11 protein-coding genes and 2 pseudogenes are annotated in these 17,659 nt (G+C 69.4%); 12 read left to right on the forward strand and 1 reads right to left on the reverse strand.

Features of this window, described 5'->3' with window-relative positions; all coding sequences use genetic code 11:
• Positions 1-1,157: 1,157 nt before the first annotated feature.
• The 12 genes and pseudogenes from H7H31_RS24645 to H7H31_RS34340 all read left to right on the forward strand — a co-directional run.
• The gene (locus tag H7H31_RS24645; RefSeq protein WP_187064861.1) at positions 1,158-2,072 is read left to right on the forward strand and encodes a hypothetical protein; all 915 of its coding nucleotides are present in this window, start codon (positions 1,158-1,160) and stop codon (positions 2,070-2,072) included.
• Positions 2,073-2,215: 143 nt separating this feature from the next.
• Entirely contained in the window at positions 2,216-3,061 is an 846-nt protein-coding gene (locus H7H31_RS24650) for a DegV family protein (protein WP_187064862.1), read from the forward strand.
• A 398-nt stretch (positions 3,062-3,459) separates the two neighbouring features.
• Positions 3,460-3,840: an MmyB family transcriptional regulator gene (locus H7H31_RS34335; RefSeq protein ID WP_232110360.1), complete on the forward strand. Its 381-nt coding sequence runs from the start codon at positions 3,460-3,462 to the stop codon at positions 3,838-3,840.
• A gap of 10 nt (positions 3,841-3,850) precedes the next feature.
• Positions 3,851-4,162: an MmyB family transcriptional regulator gene (locus H7H31_RS34860; RefSeq protein ID WP_332112645.1), complete on the forward strand. Its 312-nt coding sequence runs from the start codon at positions 3,851-3,853 to the stop codon at positions 4,160-4,162.
• A 1,178-nt stretch (positions 4,163-5,340) separates the two neighbouring features.
• Positions 5,341-6,351: a ComEA family DNA-binding protein gene (locus H7H31_RS24660; RefSeq protein WP_187064863.1), complete on the forward strand. Its 1,011-nt coding sequence runs from the start codon at positions 5,341-5,343 to the stop codon at positions 6,349-6,351.
• Positions 6,348-8,570: pseudogene (locus H7H31_RS24665) on the forward strand (ComEC/Rec2 family competence protein); the annotation flags it as partial. The gene H7H31_RS24660 and the pseudogene H7H31_RS24665, both read left to right, overlap by 4 nt.
• A gap of 119 nt (positions 8,571-8,689) precedes the next feature.
• Positions 8,690-10,153: a site-specific integrase gene (locus H7H31_RS24670; protein WP_187064865.1), complete on the forward strand. Its 1,464-nt coding sequence runs from the start codon at positions 8,690-8,692 to the stop codon at positions 10,151-10,153.
• Positions 10,154-10,257: 104 nt separating this feature from the next.
• Positions 10,258-12,090: a hypothetical protein gene (locus tag H7H31_RS24675; protein ID WP_372456004.1), complete on the forward strand. Its 1,833-nt coding sequence runs from the start codon at positions 10,258-10,260 to the stop codon at positions 12,088-12,090.
• On the forward strand, positions 12,087-14,177 hold the full coding sequence (locus H7H31_RS24680; protein ID WP_187064867.1) for an integrase: 2,091 nt from the start codon (positions 12,087-12,089) through the stop codon (positions 14,175-14,177). The genes H7H31_RS24675 and H7H31_RS24680 overlap by 4 nt, the downstream gene beginning before the upstream one ends.
• Before the next feature lie 14 nt (positions 14,178-14,191).
• Positions 14,192-14,620, forward strand: a complete 429-nt coding sequence (locus H7H31_RS24685; RefSeq protein WP_187064868.1) for a hypothetical protein — start codon at positions 14,192-14,194, stop codon at positions 14,618-14,620.
• Between the two features lie 35 nt (positions 14,621-14,655).
• Complete coding sequence (locus H7H31_RS24690; protein ID WP_187064869.1) at positions 14,656-15,318, forward strand: HEPN domain-containing protein; 663 nt, start codon at positions 14,656-14,658, stop codon at positions 15,316-15,318.
• A 48-nt stretch (positions 15,319-15,366) separates the two neighbouring features.
• Positions 15,367-16,179 (forward strand): annotated as a pseudogene (locus H7H31_RS34340) (ComEC/Rec2 family competence protein); the annotation flags it as partial.
• On the opposite strand, the gene H7H31_RS24695 reads toward H7H31_RS34340, so the two are convergent.
• Positions 16,082-17,578, reverse strand: coding sequence for a substrate-binding domain-containing protein (locus H7H31_RS24695; protein ID WP_187064870.1), 1,497 nt, complete (start codon positions 17,576-17,578; stop codon positions 16,082-16,084). The pseudogene H7H31_RS34340 and the gene H7H31_RS24695 overlap by 98 nt on opposite strands.
• Positions 17,579-17,659: the final 81 nt, after the last annotated feature.

The following is a 17,659-nucleotide window of genomic DNA, read 5'->3' on the forward strand; positions in this document are numbered from 1 at the left end:
CGCACGGCCGTGCGTCCTCTTGCTGCTCAGCGCGCTCTGGGGCCGGCCGTGCCGGGTTGGGATCGGCTGTGCCCGGTCGGATTCGGTTGGGACCGGTTCGGTTCGGTCAGGTCCGGTTGGGTCCAGCCGGGTTCGGTTGGGTTCGGCCGGGGCTTGGCGGGGCCTGGTTGGGGCTCGGCACGGAGCTGCGTTGCGGGGCAGCGTTGCGGGCCAGGTCTGTCGTGACCTGTCGTCGATGTTGTCCCCGCGCTTCGTCGAGCTGACCAGCACCCGTGAAGGCGGCGGGCCGTCCTGGTCGTGGGTTCCGCTGGATGCCGGCTGACGGCTTCGGGGTGCTGGCGCGTGCGGGCCGGGGCGGCGTGCGGGGTTGCTGCTCTGGAGCGGGGGCCTTGCTGGGTGGTGGCGTGCGGTGCGGTGGTGGTGAGTGGGTGATGAATGCGGGGTAGCAGCGGTCGGCTGCTGTGCTGGTGGTTGAGTTCTGCTGTCTGCTGTCTGCTGTCTGCTGTCTGCTGTCTGCTGTCTGCGGGTTGCCTGCTGCGGGCTGGGGGTTCCGCTGTGCGGCGGTGGCTGCTGGGTGTCTTTGTGCGTCAGTGGTGTGGCCTGTGGCCTTGGCCGCGGGTGGCCTGGTGATTGACCGTGATGGGCTGGCTGCTGGGCGTCGCCGTCTTCTGGCTGCCTTTGTTCGGCGGACTGTCTGGGTGGACTGCCGCTCTCCGCTGGTGGTGATGGCTGGTGCTGGGCGTAGGCGTGGGCACAGGGCTGTTCTTGTGCGCTGGGTGGCTGCCCACGCCGCACGCGGCTGTGCTGCTGCCCGCGCTCTCGCTGTTGCCTCGCCGCGCTGCCTACGGTCATCCCGGGCGGTACTGGCTACTGGCTTGCCGCTACGGGTCGGCCGTACCCAGTGCCCGGTACCCGAGGGCTGGCCCTGACCAGGGCTCGCGCCGTGGCGAGACCTGGCAACAGGCCGGCGCACTGGTACGGGGCGTGCGCCTCGGGGATGGCACCTAGGGGCGGGTTGCGGGTTCACGGGGAACCCACAGGCCGCCCGCGCGGTTTACGGTAGGAGGCGATGGCCGTCGTCGTCGGGCCCCGTGCGCGGGAACCCCGGCCGCGACGTCGTCGCGGTGTTGCTGACCTCCGAGACTCGCGGGAGCGCGATGGAAGCCGTAGTGGCAATCCTGGGGCTGTTTTTCCTGCTCTGCGTCTTCGCCGGCGTGTACGCCACCGTGAAGGTGGTCAAGGCGGCCAAGCGGGGTGTCGATCGCACGGTCAGCCAGGCCCGGCGCACGGTCGAGGACACCAAACTGCGCGCCAAGCAGTACACGCAGCTCGGCCCCGTGGCGGAGATCGCCGAGCTGCGGATCTCGCTGCGCACGTCGATGCGCGCGACCCGGGAGGCCCTGGACGCCGCCGCCTCCGAGGACGCCTCGCTCTCCGAGTCGCTGGCCCTCTTCGAGCGGCTCAGCGCACACGGCCACGACGTGGACGACGACCTGCGACGTCTGGAGGCCGAGCCCGACCGCAGCCGCATCGCCGCGCGCCTGCCGGAACTGCGCGAGCGTACGGAACGAGTGACGCGCTCCGCCGACTCGCTGCGCTGGGCGATCCAGGACCGAGCTGGCCGCTTCGCCGAGGACGACCTAGCCGACCTGGACGGTCAGATCCAGATGGAGGCCGCCGCCCTGCGGCACTGGCGCTCCGAGCGCCTCGCGGAGGACATCGACCGAGCGGCCGACGCCGCTACCGGAACCAGCACTCCCTCCGGAGTGAGCGGTCCGGCCGGCCCCGCGGGCACGCCTGGCGCTTCCGGCGGGGCACCGTCCGGCGCGGGAGCGACAGCGGCCGGGCCGTCGAGCGAGCGGCCCGGGAAGCAGTCCGGCACGACCGCCGCGGCCAGCGCGGGGCCGGGACCGGAAGCTGGGGCCGGGGCACATGCTGCGGACGGTCACGCTGGGGGCGACGGCGTGGAAGAGACGGACGCCCCTGGCCCACGGGCCCTGACGGCCGACGATCCCAGGCTCCGGAAGACCTACCCCTGGCAGCAGGCCGCCCGTCCGGAGAACACCACATGAGCAGCGGAACCATGCCCGACGGGACCAACGCACCCCGCGTCGGCTCCGCCCGCGTCCTCTCTCGCAACCCGGCAGCGGAGTCGTGACCGGCGCCGATCACCCCCAGCTATCGGCACTGGCCAGCCACCGATAGCCTGCGAACCATGTCCCGCCATGTCGCCATCATCACCGATTCCACGGCCTACTTGCCGCAGCAGGCGATGGAGCGACATCACATCACCGCCGTCCCCCTGACAGTGGTGCTCGGCAACGAGGCGTTGGAAGAGGGCACCGAGATCTCCGCCCGCTCCGTTGCCCACGCACTCCAGAAGCGGACCTCGGTCACGACTTCCAGGCCGAGCCCGGCGACGTTCGCCGCCGCATACCAACGGGCCGCCGACGCCGGCGCCCACGGCATCATCTCCCTTCACCTGTCATCCGAGATCTCCGGCACGTACGACGCGGCGCTGCTCGCCGCACAGAACGCGCCCGTTCCCGTGCGCGTGATCGATACGGGCATGGTGGCCATGGCGCTCGGCTTCTGCGCCTTGGCCGCTGCCGAGGCCGTGGCGGCGGGCGGCACCATGAGCGAGGCAGTGGCCGCAGCCGAGAAGCGAGCGGTTGGCACCTGCGCCTACTTCTATGTCGATACGTTGGACTACCTCCGCAGGGGCGGTCGCATCGGCGCCGCCCAGGCCCTGCTGGGGTCGGCCCTGGCCGTCAAGCCCCTGCTCCAACTCGACGCAGGGCGCATCGAGTTGCGCGAGAAGGTGCGCACCGCCTCCAAGGCCATCGCCCGCCTGGAGGAGATCGTGGTGGAGCGCTCGGGCGTGCAGGAGGTCGACATCGCCGTGCACCACCTGGCGGCCAGCGAACGCGCCGAGCAACTCGCGCAACGCCTGGACGCACGGGTGCCCGGCTTGGTGGAACTGCACGTCAGCGAGGTAGGCGCGGTGATCGGTGCCCACACGGGGCCGGGTCTCCTCGGCGCGGTCGTCTCGCCACGCTGAACCCGGTGGCCGGGGCCCGGTGGGCGATGGCCGTGCCTCGGGGTGGTGGCCCGGAGTCGGGGTGTGCCCGGTGGCCGGTGCCGGGTGGTCTGGGGTGGTGACCGGTGGCTGGTGGGCATGCCCGGGGGCGGGGGCCAGGGCGGTGACCGGTGGCTGGCCGGGCGGAGGCGGCAACGAACTCGCGATGACGGCGCTGGGTACGCGGCAGCGGATCAGCCAGCCCTTGCCCACGTGCCGGCTGCTGCCTCGTGTGTTGACGCGTCGCAAGTCGTATGACGTCTCTACCCCCTGGCCCACCGCGCGGCGACCACCTGGCCAGTGCGGAGCTGGTTCCCGAGTCGGTTGTGACCTTGATAGTGGCCTCCCTGTCCCAGAGCTGTGGTGTGCGATCTCTGCTGATGCCGGCGAGGTGGCCCGCCTCGCCGGTGTCAGTACCGAGTACGACGCCCGTCTTGAACAGGGCCGTGCTGGCTCTCCCTCTCCCTGGAAGTCATCGAGTCCCTGGCCCGCAACCTCCAATTCGACCCCGCGGAGCGCGAGCACTTTGCCGACCTCCTCGCGCGCCCCACCCCGTCTCACCGTTCCTCCACGGGGCCCCAGCGAGTCCGCCCCGACCTGCACCTCATGCTCCGCGCCCTGGACCACGTCCCGCCTTCATCCTTGGTCGGTGCACCGATGCGCTGGCCGCTCACCGGCTGGCACGCGACGTGCTGACCGACTTCGACACCCTCGCCGCCCCTCAACGCAACCTTGCTCGCTACTACCTGCTCGACCCGTAAGCCCGGTGCCGTGTGGCGGACTGGGAGCAGGTCGCTGCTGAGACGGTCGCCGTACTCCGCTCCGAAGCCGGACGCCATCTCACGATCGACGGCTCGCCGATGTCGTGGAAAACTCGCCCTGCACTGCACGGAGTTCACGGCTTGGTGGTACGACCATCGTGTCCTGCGTCGCACCCGTGGTACCAAGCCCTATCGGCACCCCGTGGTCGGTCACCTCCCTTCTCATGCGAGTCCTTCCAAACCCCCGGCGATCCAGACCAAACCCTGTGCGTCTACAACGCGGAGCCCGGCTCGGTCACAGCCGAAGCCCTGTGCCTGCTGAGTAGTTGGACCACCCCCGGCCCACAGGCGCACCCCTCGCCCGCAGACGCACGGTGAACGCCTCCTCCCTCGCTCTCATCTCTCACTCACTGTGATCGGGTCGCGCTGCGTGGCCGGCTGTGAAGTCGACGAATGATCGCGTGTGCGGGCCGAGCGCCCGCCCATGGCCACCCACCGCTCGCCGTCGCCAGCTCCGCAGACCTCGGCGCCGTGCCACGTCACGAGTAAAGCAACACGCCTGGTCCCAGCGGAAGTTGTCGGACCTATGTGCGCTCGCACGGGTGACCGTGTTTTCCACAGGGCCTTGGTTATCCACGGATTGCGGGAAGTCTCAGCGGGATCGCTGGCGGGTCTTTACCGTCGATCGACATGAGCAACCGAACACGGACAGTGAGCACGGGACTTGTGGCGGGACTGCTCGGCGGCTCCGGAACTCACGGTGCGCCGAAGCGGCGCCTCGGCCTCGGGCCGCGCGGGCCAGCGCCGTCTACCGGTATCGCTCGCGGCGAGCGTGGCGGCCAACGGAAGCGGGCGCCGGGCAGCGGAGTGGTGCGCGCACGGGCCTCCGGGCTGCTGGGACCGAGTGAGCCTTCACAGGTGTCTGGCGAGGCGAGACAACCAGTTGATGGACGGCCGGCGCCCGGTTGGGAGCGGACAGAACCAGCGCGAACCCTGACCGGTGGTCCGGGGCGCGCCAGCCCCTCCGCGACCGAGACGGCGGCGGGCCTCAGGCCGTCAGGGACGGGTGAAGAGGCCGGAAGCGGGCTACCTCGCACGAGCGCGGTGGCTGGGTCGCCTGGAGGTGAGCCGGCTCCTCACGCCGCGAGCGCCGTGCCACCGATGGCGGGGTCGTTCGGAGTGCGGGCTGAGACGGATGCGCGGCGTGGGGAGGAGCCGATGCACAGGAACGCGTCGTCCGGGGCGACGGCGGTGACCACGACGGGGCCAACCCCGTGGGGGCCCGATGCGCGAGCGAGGCGACCGATCGCGGACGACCTCGGCATCTGGGGAACGGCCGATGATGTTGACGGGGCATTGTCGGGGCGGCACGCCGCCCCAGCGGGCGCCCGCGTCGTGGCCCGAATGAGGACCCCAGCTCCGTCGGGTGAGACGGGAGACGGGACCGTAACTCCGGAGGACGCGGAAGGTACGGCCACGCGGCGTGCCGGCGAGGGCGACATGGGGCGCGACGATGACCTCACCCACGGCGCTCCCCGCGATGGCGACCTCCATGGCGACGGCTCGGCCCGCCGGGCCGTTGCGGGGAGGGTCCCGAATGCCGGCGTCGGAGACCCGCCCGCCGAGCGCGGCGGACGCGCGCCGTATGAGCGCGGCGACCGTGCGTCCGCTGAGGAAACCGAGTCCGACGGACGGGTAGGCGGGGAGCAGCGACCGGCCACCCCGCCGGGCCGTGCCAGCCCCGGTTCGCGCCTGCGTGACCTGCGTCTGGCGGTCTTTGAACGGCTGCCGTTGTGGCTCCAGGAGCGGTGTGCCGTTCGCCCCAAGGCGCTGGTCGCGGTGGTCGTGGTTCTGCTGGCGGCGGTGGCCATGGCTGTGCACCACTTCTGGACCGGACGCCCGGAAACGGTGAGTGCGCCTGCCGAGCAGCCGCCCGCGAAGCCGGTGTCGGGCCGGCAGCAGCCGGGCGCGGAGACGAGGCCCACGGCGGCGCGCCGCGCGGGCGCGGACCGGACCGTTGTGGTCGATGTGGCGGGCAAGGTGCGCGCGCCGGGTGTGCGCCGACTCCCAGCCGGCTCGCGCGTGGCCGACGCGATCGAGGCGGCTGGGGGAGCCGAACCCGGTGCGCGACTCGGCGAGTTGAACCGCGCGCGGGTGCTCGTCGATGGGGAACAGATCGCCGTCGGCGTCAGGCCAGGCGCAGGTGGCGCGCCGGTGAGCGGCGCGTCATCTGTCGGCGGGAACGGCATGCCCAGCACCGGTGTGCCGGGTCTCTCGGCGGGTTCCGGCGTCGGCGCCGCGGTCGGAGGAACGGCGGGGGCTCCCGTCAGCCTGAACACCGCGACGGCCGAGCAGTTGGACGGCCTCCCCGGGGTGGGCCCCGTCCTCGCGCGCCACATTCTCGACTACCGGGATCAGCACGGTGGGTTCGACTCCGTTGAGGAACTGCGCGAAGTGACCGGTATCGGCGACAAGCGGTTCGCCGACCTACGCCCCCTCGTCCAACCATGACTGGCCATGAGACCCGGGAGGCGGGTTCCTCGCACCCCCACGGCAGGTCAGCCCGCAGGGGGCCTGCCACGCCCAGCGGCCCGTCCCGTGCGGTGGCCAGCGCGGTCTCCGTGCCGACTGCGGGGCCGGAAGCCAACGTGACGGCCGCGACGACCACCGCTGCGGCGGGGAGGAGCGGAGCGGCAGACCGTCGTGGGTTTCTAGCCGGTGCGCGGGACGTTGAGGGGCCGGCCGACCTTCGGCTGGTCCCGCCTGTGTTGGCGGCTTGGCTGGCCGCCGCCCTGGCACTTGAGGCAGACCCGACGTCGGTTGCGGCCTGCTGCGCAGGTGCCCTCACAGCCGCGGCGGTGTTGCTGGCCGTTACCTGGCGCCTGGTCCGGCGGTCGGACGCGCTGAGCCAGGTGGGGGTGGCAAGGGTTCGCCGTCGGGCGGGAAGTGCGACCGCGGTGGTGATCGCCTTGTTGTGCGCTACCGCGACGGCCGCCGTCGCGGCTCTCCACGCGGCGGACAGCCATCGAGGGCCCATCCCCAAGCTCGCCCGAGAACATGCCGAGGCAGAAGTCGACCTCACCGTCACTGGCGATCCGCGCCTGATCAGACCCCGGGTCCGCGGCCCGGCGCCCACCCCACCGGCCCTCGCCATCGATGCCGTGGCGACCACGGTCAGGGCAGCGGAGCACACACCAACCCACCGGGCAGGCGGTGGCCCTGCCCAGCGCGTGGTGCGGACGCGTACGCCGGTGCTGCTGATCGTCGACCTGCGTGGCATGGCCCGGGCGGGTGAGGCATCGGCGGCGTATGGCGGAGCCGAGGCGACGCTCGGCGGGCGTTCGCGCCAGGGCGGTTCCCGCGGCCCCGGTGAGCCATACGCGACGGTGGACGCGCGGTGGCGGGGCCTCCTGCCCTCGACGCGGCTGCGGGTGCGCGCACGAGTGGTGCCACCGACCCGTGACGGTGATCGCGTTGCCGCTGTGCTGCGCACCGACGACGAGCGCCCACCCATGGTGCTCGCCGGGCCGAGCGACCTCCAGCGCACGGCGGGGCGGCTGCGCGCCGGTCTCCGGGCCGCCTCCGACGGGCTGAGTGCCGACGCGAGAGCGCTGCTGCCGGGCCTCGTCGTAGGCGATACCTCGCGGGTGCCACCCGACCTCGACGAGGCGTTCCGGGCCACCGACATGACGCACCTGCTGGCCGTTTCCGGAAGCAACCTGTCGATCGTGCTGGCGCTGCTCGTCGGGCCGCCACACCTGGCGGCGAGGGCCGAGCGGCGCGGACTCGCCGCTCGGCTCGGGGTGCCGCTCCGGCTGACCGCGCTGCTCGGCGGCGTGTTGACCCTGGGTTTCGTGGTGGTGTGCCGCCCCGAGCCGAGCGTGTTGCGGGCCGCCGCCTGCGGCCTGATCACTCTGATCGCCATCGGGACGGGACGCCGCCGGACGCTGCTGCCGGCGCTTGCCGCTGCCGTACTGGCTCTGTTGCTGTACGACCCGTGGCTGGCCCGTAGTTACGGTTTCCTCCTGTCCGTCCTGGCCACGGGTGCGCTGCTCACCATCGCCCCGCGATGGAGCGCCACGCTGCGGGCCCGCGGCGTGCCGGGGCGGCTGGCGGAGGTGTTGGCCGCGGCGGCTGCGGCGCAGGCGGTGTGTGCCCCGGTGGTCGTGGTGTTGGCGGCCCGGGTAAGCCTGGTCGCGATCCCCTGCAACCTGCTGGCTGAGTTGGCGGTCGCGCCCGCGACCGTCCTCGGCTTCGCCGCCTTGGCCGTGGGGCCGCTGGCTCCGCCGCTCGCGGTGGGCCTGGCCTGGTGTGCGGGGTGGCCGGTGGAGTGGCTGGCCTCGGTGGCCCGCACGGGCGCGGGGTTGCCGGGCGCGGGCGTGAGGTGGCCGGGCAGTTGGGGCGGCGCGCTGCTGTTGGCCGGGGTCACGGTCGTCGTCGTGTCGCTGGCCCGACGTGCCCTGCGCCACCCCTGGTTGTGCGCGGTCTGCGCGCTGCTGCTGGTGGTGGCTGTCGTGCGCCCGGCGCCCCTGGTCCGGGTGATCACCGGTTGGCCGCCGCCCGACTGGCGGATGGTGGCGTGTGACGTGGGGCAGGGCGACGCGCTGGTGTTGGCCGCCGGTGAGGGCACGGCGGTGGTCGTCGACGCGGGGCCGGACCCCGGCGCGGTGGACCGCTGCCTACGGGACCTGGGCATCGTGCGGATTCCGCTCATCGTGCTGACCCACTTCTTCTTTCCGCTGTTCAGATCTGTCTCATGAGATCTGTGGTTCAGTCTCGATCCGTTGTGGCGGTACGAGACAGGTGAGCCGACGGGAGTTCCTCTCCGGGTCCCTGGGGAGGGGCCAGAGTGGATCTTGCCTTTGTACAGTCCGGGCTGCTGGAGAGGTTCCTGGATAGTGACGTCATCTCCGCGGCGGAGGTGGAGGCGTTGCTGAAGCGGAGGGGTGTGCTCGATGGGACGCCGGTGTTCCTCGACGAGGAGACGCAGATGCCGGTGCCGCCCTTGTGCGAGTACGGCAGGTATCTGTCGACGGCGTTGTTGGACGAGACGACGCTGAAGGACTACGGACGGGCGGTCGGCCGCCTGGATGACCACCTCGCGGGCCTGGGCAGCGACGTGCTGTTGGCCGTGGAGTCTGATCTCGTTTCGTACCGAGACCAGAGGACCCGGTGGCAGAAGAAGCCGATCGGCTGGTCGGCGTGGGGCAAGGAGTCGTTCGTCCAGGACGACCTCTACGGGTTCCTCGTCGACCGCAAGATCCTGACGCACCGGCCGGCTCGGGTGGCGGCACGAGGACGCAACGCGCTGGCGCCGCAGGTCCGCTCCAGCATGGACATCCGGCATCTGAACTTCGAGCAGTACCGGTACTTCCGGGACGTGGGACTAGGAGGACAGCTGCCCGACGCCACTGTTGACCAGCGCTTTCGCGGATGGTCACCGCTGCGTGGCCGGGCCGGCTCCGATCTGGCCCTGGGAACGGGGGGACGGTGGCGGGAGTGGTCGACGGTGCTGCTTCCCGAAATGGGGCTGTGGCCCGGGATGCCGGGCGGGGCCGCAGAATACACGGTTCAGGCTTGCGCGAAGTATGGCAAAGCCCGCACCGTCTACGTCCCCGAGGACGCGGTCGCCTCCGCAGACCTGTTCTGCCTTCTGGAGCGTCCGGACATCGTCCGCAGGGCCGCCCGAGGTCTGGAGCGCAAGGCACGTGACTTGTTTGTCGTCGGTGAGGTCGACGTCGCCGGCGGGAGAGTGCGGGGCATCCTGGACGGCGTCGTGCGCGAGTTCCAGATGTCCGCCATGCCTGCCAAGCTGCGGCGGATTGCCGTGCATGAGGGCGAGTTCGGCCTGGAGGCGCTGTCCTTGTTCGTCTGCCGCGGCGGGCTCATGCCGGGGGCGGACGCCTGGAAGGGCTACCGCCACCGGGCATGGACGCGCATGACCGAACTCGCCGACCGGACCACCCCGCACCTGCCCACCCGGCGCTGGAGATGGCACGACCTGAGGCACACGTACGCTCTGCAGTTGCTGACCTATCTGGAGAACGCCATGGACGGCGAGGAGCCGGACATGCAGGCTCGCCGCCGTCGGCACCGCTCATACCTGACGGGGCATATCCGGCACAATCCGCTCTTGATCGTCAGCCGTCGGCTCGGTCACTCCAACCCGGAGACCACCTATCAGTACCTCCAGTACACGGATGACCTGATCAACGAGTTCGAGGCCGCGTTTTCCAGCTGGGTCGGCGACGAGGAGGCGACCTACGCTGAGATCGCCTCCCACGCCTTGGCCGGCACGAAGGGCGTTCGCTGATGTCGAAGCCGCGCCGGAGGTATTGGAACAAGCAGGAACGCGAGCGCCTGCTTGCGGCTTTGGCGGATCCTGTTCCGCCCGGTGGAGTGGGGCCCCGAGTGATCATGCTCCCCAGCGGGCTGTTGTCAGTGGACCCGTCCGTCTTCCGCTGCACACGACTGACCATGCAGTTGGCGGACGAGTGGGTGGAGTATGTGGCCGCCACTGCCATCACGGCTCACGCGAAGGTCTACGTCATGGCGATCCACCACTTCTGCGAGTACGTCGACGAGAAGCTCGGGCCGGAGGCAGAGGCGGTGAGTCTGGCCGATCACGGTCTATTTGACCTGCTGATCGGCTGGGAACTGTCCCTGCCCGAGTCCTACGCTCCGAGCTCGACCTATCCCTCGGTGCTGGCCGCCGCGCTGCGACTGCTGATCGTGCGTCGCGATGACCACTCCGATCGTGCTGTTGCACCGGACCTGGCCAGGTGGGCCCGCGGGCCCGCACTTCTCGCAGCCGGCAAGAAGACTGAGCGGGACGAGTTCTCGCGGTCGGAGAAGCAGGCTCTGGTCCGCACCGCATGGCAGAGTGTTCACGCGATCCGCAAGCGGTTGGACGAGGGCTGGGCTTTGGCCGAGCAAGGACAGCACCCCGACGTGGGCAGCTGGACCAGCATCGCCGACCTGCTCCACGGGCTGGCCAACGAGCAGATCACCCCCGACGACGTTCGCCGGCATATACCTCCGTCCCGCGAATGGCCACCAGAACTGAAGGCGTTCGCCACCCGCCCCGGCCAGGACCTCGTTCCGCAGTCGGCGCGACAGCAGTTGGTGAGACAACTGTTCGCGAGGTTGTATCCGCATACCTTTGACCTGCATGCCTTCCGTGTCCTGCTGATGGACGCGACCGGCTACACCTCGGAAGAAGTCACCGGCTTCGGCGAGAATCAGGTGGAGTTCCTACCGAAGGGAGTCCGGCTCACTCTCCTCAAGAACCGAGCCGGACTGCTGCGGCACAGGGCCTTTCGAGACCAGCCCGCACCCGCCGACGGGCCGCAACCGCAGAGCGCGAATGCTGACCAGGTCACCATGGACCGGCCCCGGCGCGAGGCCAGTGCGGTGGTCCGCCAGCTCCTGGACATCACTGCCCGGACCCGCGCCAAGGCGCCCCACGTCACCGACACGCTCTTCGTCGCCGCCGCAGTCTCGTCCCGCTTCACAGCCGAGTTCGGCAAGTGGGATCCTCAGTCCCGGGTCAACTTCAGCCACTGGCTCGATGCCATGGGCGTCGCGATCAAGGGCGACCGGCACATCGGCCGCCTTCGGAAATCGGTCAAGGTCGAGAAGGCCATCGTGACCGAAGGCCGCATCAGCGACGCAGCAGACGATCACACCGAGGAAGCCTTCGCCATCCATTACGCGCAGGGCACCACCCTTCGGATCCTGTCCGGCCGGACGATCGCCACGGCTCAGCAGCACTGGTTCGACAACGCACTCGCCCGCGTCGACGGCCCGACAGTCGTCCCCGACTCCTCCACGGTCGTCGACCACGACCTGCTCAAGGACACCGGCCTGTCCGCCGAGGAGGCCGAGGCCATCCTGGCAGGCCAGCTCGATATGGGTGTCTCTCACTGCAAGGACCCCTACCAGGGCCCCTACAGTCGCCCCGGTGAGCTCTGCGCCGTCGCGCCGTTGCGCTGTCTGGAATGCCGCAATGCCTGGGTCATGCCTTCCAATTTGCCTCAACTTCTGCTCTTCCAAAGGCACTTGGAAAGACTTCGCACCATCCTGACCCCGCCGGTCTTCGCCCGGCTATGGGGGCAGAGCTGGGTGAACCTCCGAGCTGTTCTGGAGGACCGCACACCCGAGGAGATCGCCCTTGCCCTCAAGCACATCGAGGCCGGCCAGGCCGTCCTTGACCTGCCACTGGCCGCGAACACGGAGTTCGACGCATGATCGTCACCCTGCCCCTGCAGCGACGCCCGTCCTTGTTCCGGGACGACGAACCAGTTGTCACAGCCCGCTCGCTGTTGCCCGGCGCCAACGTTCCCAGGTTCGGTGATACGCGCTGCTGGGACTTCAACGGAGTTCTCAAGAAGGCCGCCAACATCGCCGCCAGTGGCTGGAAGATCAATTTCAGCCTGGAGCTCGAGGACCCGTACTGGAATCTGCTGGCTCGTGAGTTCATCATGCTCTCCTTCAACCCACGGCATCGCCAGGTCCTCAAGAGCGGTGTCGTCCTGGAGAGGGCCGGTGACCCGCGAACCCTGAACCACATCGCCTCCCGCCTTCGAACGGCAGCACGTTGGGGCCGTGAGCGCGGGCTGTCGGCATACCCCGACAGATGGAGGGTGGAGGACCTGCGGCAACGCATCGCCGACCTGGCTGCCACGGGCATCGCCGAGGGAACGGTCAAAGGCCATGTGGGCACTTTCAAGGGCCTGGCGGCCGCCGGGTCGGCCCTCAGTCTTCCCTGGCCCGCTGAAGATCCGTGGCCGGGCCGAAGCGCCCGCAGTGTCGCCCGTGATACCCGGAACAGGTCGGTGGCGAAGCTCTCCACCCCCGCTGTTCCGCCGCAGACCTGGTTCCCGTTGATCAGATCCGCCTGGGCCTACATCCACGAGTTCGCCCCTGACGTCTTGCGCGCTGACCGTCGCGTCAGTGAGCTTCTGGCCGTCGCGGGCTCGTCCACGGTCGGCATCGACGCACGACTTGAGGAGTGGCTCGCCGACCTCCGAAACAAGGTCCCAGTCCATCCCGTGACATCGAAGAGGCAGACCCCGCAGGTGAACTGGAACCTGCTGCTACTACTCCTGGGCATCGACGCATCCACCAGCGCGAATGCCTTCTCTCGGGGCTCCCACGCATCGAAGCGACGCCGGGTGCTCGTCCTGGACGCGGCGGCTGCGGGACGGATCACAACCCATGCCCTGACCGGGGAGCTTCGCCAGGTCACTCGGCCGGACGGCAGCACCGGAGGATGGCACCCCGGCCTCGAACGCCGGGCCCTGAATGACCTCAAAACGGCACTGCGAGATGCGGCATTCGTGCTGGTCGTGGGCCTGTCCATGATGCGCGACTCTGAGATTCACGAGATCCTGCGAGATCCCGTCGTCGAGCACTACAGCACCCCCGCGATTGCCTCCACCAAGATCAAGGGCACCACCCAGCGCCCCGGCAAGCACTGGTGGATTACCGAGCCCGTCGTCGAGGCCCTCGCAGTCGCCGAAGCGATCTCCCTGCACCCCGAACGCATCTTCTCCCCGGTCACCGCCAGCAAGCAGGACGGCACCATCCTCGGAGTCAGGATGCTGGCCGCGTTCGTGGCCTTCTCGAACGCCAACCGCGCCAGGACCGGGCTCGATGAGATCCCCACCACCTACATCCGGCCTCACATGTTCCGCCGCACGATGGCCATGCTCACCGACCAGTTCCCCGGCTCCGAGATCGCCACCGGCATCCAGCTCAAGCACATCGCCGCACGGGCTTTCGCCAACGCGACCACACAGAGTTACGCCGCATCCGACACCGAGTGGGTCAAATACCTCGAAGGCGCCCTGGACAACGTCAAGTTCCGCAAGATCAAAGATCTCTACCACCGTCATACAGAAGGCGAAGAGATCGGGTTCGGGCCTGGCGCCGAGCGCGTCAAGGACGCCTTCGACCAGATCGCCGCGACCGTCAAGGCCCGCAACGGCGACGCCCGCACCGCCGAGACCCTTCTGCGAACGACCAGGATCCACATCCGCTTCGGCATGCTCAACAACTGCACCGCCGACCACGCCAACCCGGTCGGCGCCGTCTGTCTGGAGAACGCGATCGTCCCCGAAGGGCACGTGGGCCCTCTCGACGAACGATGCCGGCCGGACCGATGCGCCAACAGCATGATCGGCCCCGAACACCTGCCGATCTACGACTCCCACCAGCGCAAACAGCTCCAGATCATCAACAGTCCCTCCACGCCCGCCTGTCGCAGAGACCTCGCCGAACGCGAACTGGAGATCACCCGCAACGTGCTCGATCTGGCAGGCCAGCCCCAGTGACCCACGCCACCGACATGCCTGAAGACCAGGTCAGCCCCAAGACCGCCGCAGCCCTGCGGGCGGCGATGACCCGCCTTTTCGAGGGACGTCCGCAGCGGACCGACGGCCGCCTCACGAAGGAGAACCTCTACAAAGAGGCTCAGGTCAGCCGCGCGACCATGAACCGAGCGCACGCGATCCTGGCCGAATGGGACGCGCACCTCGCTGCCCACGGCAAGGCCACCCCCGGCGAGGCCAAGCGCGACGCGACCATCGCCGACCTCAAGAAGCGCCTGACCAAGAAGACCCAGGAATGCACGCTCCTCGAGAAGAAGCTCAAGGCCGCCCACACCGCGATCGCAGCCCTCTTCCACGACAACGAAGCCCTGCGGCAGCAGCTCAGTAGGGACGTCTCAACCACCGTCACGCCTCTCCGCCCACGCGGCCCCCGCCAACGCCGCTAACCTGCCGACTTAACCTGACCCTCCAGAGGAGTCCAATGCCCAGCAAGGCTCGCAACGCCTTCGACGCGAACCGCAAGGACATCGACCGTCTGCTCGAAATCCATGCCGACATCACCCCCAAGGGTCCAGGCCGCAAGTGGCAAGTCGACTCGCTCCACAAGGCATCGATCGTCCTGCTCTCGGCTTTCTGGGAAGCATTCTGCGAAGACCTTGCCGCCGAAGGGCTGGAGCACCTGGTTACCCACGGGGCAGACGCGCAGGCACTTCCGCAGCCGCTCCGCAAACGCGTCTCCAAGGAGCTGGATCCCAAGAACCAGCTCGCCGCATGGGACCTGGCGGATGGCGGATGGCGCACGCTCCTCCGCACACGACTTGCTGACCTGCAAAAGGAGCGGAACAAGGGGTTGAACACGCCGAAGACCTGGAACATCAAGATGCTCTTTGGCGACGCCATAGGCCTCGAGGACGTCCCGGACCACTGGGCTTGGCAGGGAATGAGTGCTGAGAAGGCCGAACAGAAACTCGACGCCTTGGTCACCCTTCGAGGAGACATCGCTCATCGTGGCTCTTCGCTGACAGCACCCACCAAGCCCAAGGTCGAGACCTACTACACCCACGTTCAGAGGCTTGTCGACGCGACCGAAACCTACATCGGCTCAGAGCTGCAGAAGGCGACCGGCGTCCCTCTCTGGACATAGCGGTGGTGCGGGAGCGGCTGTCTCATGAGACAGCCGCGATCCGAAGAACACGCCCACGCGGATCACGTGGCGGGTCTGCCAGGTGTGTTGCGTGGCCGGGCCGTAGGCGCTGTGGAGACCACGAGTCTGCGGGAGCCGCCGGGGCAGGCCGCGTTTGTCCGCAGGGCGGTGTCGGAGGCCGGCGTGCGGCACCTCGAAGCGGCACCGGGCGAGCGCCGTCGCACCAGCGGCCTCTCCTGGCAGGTGCTGTGGCCCCCGCGCGTGGCACCCGGGCCCGTGGTGTCCGGACCCGTGACGTCCGGGCCCGTGGCGCCGACGGGCGACCCCTCGGGCGCCCCCTACACCGCGAGCCCGGGAGGCACCCCGGCCCTTTCCGACAGCGCCGGCACGGTGGACACGAGTGCCGTCACCGGAGCAAACGACGCCAGCGTCACCCTGCTCGTGCGCACGGCTGGGCTGACCCTGCTGCTCCTCGGCGACCTGGAACCGACGGCGCAGCGCGCACTGTTGGCAGCCCACCCAACCCTCGGTCCGGTCGACGTGCTGAAGGTCGCGCACCACGGATCGGCCCATCAGGATCACCAGTTGCTGCGCAGCCTTCGCCCGCGACTGGCACTCATCTCGTGCGGCGCGGACAACCCGTACGGCCATCCCGCCCCGCGCACCGTGGCCGCGCTGCGCGAACAGGGGGCGCGGGTGCTGCGTACCGATGTCGACGGCGCGGTGGCCATCACCGGAGCCGGTGGTGCGCCGAAGGCGTCGATCAGAGGGCGCAGGCGTGGTGGTAGGAGTTTGCCTTCGCGGAGCAGGGGAGGTGTTGATGCGCCCTCAGCAGCACTTCGGCGTTCGCGCCGTTCATGAAGGACAGGAACTTGGCGGTCAGGGAGCCGTCACGGGGCTCTCGGTAGGTGTAGAGGCGCTCGGTCGCCCAGAACGGGTAGCTGTCCGGCTTGTTCAGTACGATTTCCGGCGCCTTCCCGTTGAGTTGAACGGCGGTGAGAGCACGGCGAGAGCTCGCGGAGTACGTCTCCGCGTAACCGATCGCCCCTGGCGCCCCCTCGATGGCGTCCAAGGCGGACTCCGTGTCCGAAGCCTCGCAGTGCCGGGAGCGGGAGGACGGCTGGTTGTTCCTGGTGGTGCAGTCGGAAAGCCCGATGAGCTGGCCGGTGGGTATGCCCTCCAGCACCTCCCGTTCGAAGGTGATGCGGGTGCCGGACTGGGAGTCCCGGGTGATCAGGCTGATCGGCAGGTTCTTGCCGCCCACGTCTTTCCAGTTGGTGTGTTTGCCGCTGAAAATCCCGCGCAGTTGTTCCGTGGTGAGGTCCTTGACGCCGCTCCCACGGTTGACCACCACGCTGAGCGGGACGACGCTGACCGGCCGGTGTGCGGTCAGGCCCTTGTAGCTGTTGGTCTCTGGGGCCCGTACATCCGACATGGCGATGAAGGCGGGCTGGCGGTCGGGGTCTTCGCGGCCGGCGTGACTCAGGTTCCTGAGCCCGTTCAGGCTGCCGTTGGCGCGCACTTCGATCTCGGCCCCTGGGCACTGCTTCTGGTAGTCGTTGGCGATGGCCCTCATCGGCTTGGCGAAGGCGGTCGAGCCGTCGATGACCAACTCGCCCGCGGCGCAGACCGGATCGGCTGGTGCGTCGCTGGAGTTGCGGATGAGCAGTCCCCCGAGCAACCCCATCAGGATGATGAACACCCCACCCAGGGCGAGGCTCAGCTTGCTGGGTCCGCGACGCTGCGCGTTGCGTCGGATGGAGCCGCCGCTGAGGAAGCCGCCCATCGTCACCCGATCGCCGTCCCCGGTCAGCAGGACCAGAAGTTTGAAGTGATCCCTGCGGTTGAGCGGCACTTTCGGCAGGGTGAGTCGGTCGCCCGCCACGCGCAGCCCGTTGTTCCGCGTCAGCATCGAACGCAGCGAGGCGTCGGTCTCGGTTACCGTCACCGCCTGGATCGTGCGCCCGGGGAACTCGACGACGAGGGGCTCCTGGTAGTCGTGGCGCATGATGTCCTTGCTGCCGTCGTTCTCGACCCGCAGCAACGCCACGGTCGCGTCCGTGACCTCCTGCTCGTTCAGCAGCAGCCGAAGCTGCACGATGTCGTGAGCCGCCTGAGGGTTCATGCTGACCGCGGTGTCCATCTGCACCCGGTAGCCGATGCGTTTGCGACCCGGGAGGAAGCGCTCGACCGCCCAGACCGCGCCAGTCAGCACCAGGCCGGCGGCTGCCAGGATCGTCTCGGTGTCAGGGACCGCCACAGCAACCTCGCACACATGGTCGTACAGGGATGCGAGAAATCTACGAAGGACGTTCGTACTCCGCGCCCGCTTGGCTGGGCC

This window comes from Streptomyces buecherae, from assembly GCF_014295035.1.
Classification (GTDB): domain Bacteria; phylum Actinomycetota; class Actinomycetes; order Streptomycetales; family Streptomycetaceae; genus Streptomyces; species Streptomyces youssoufiensis.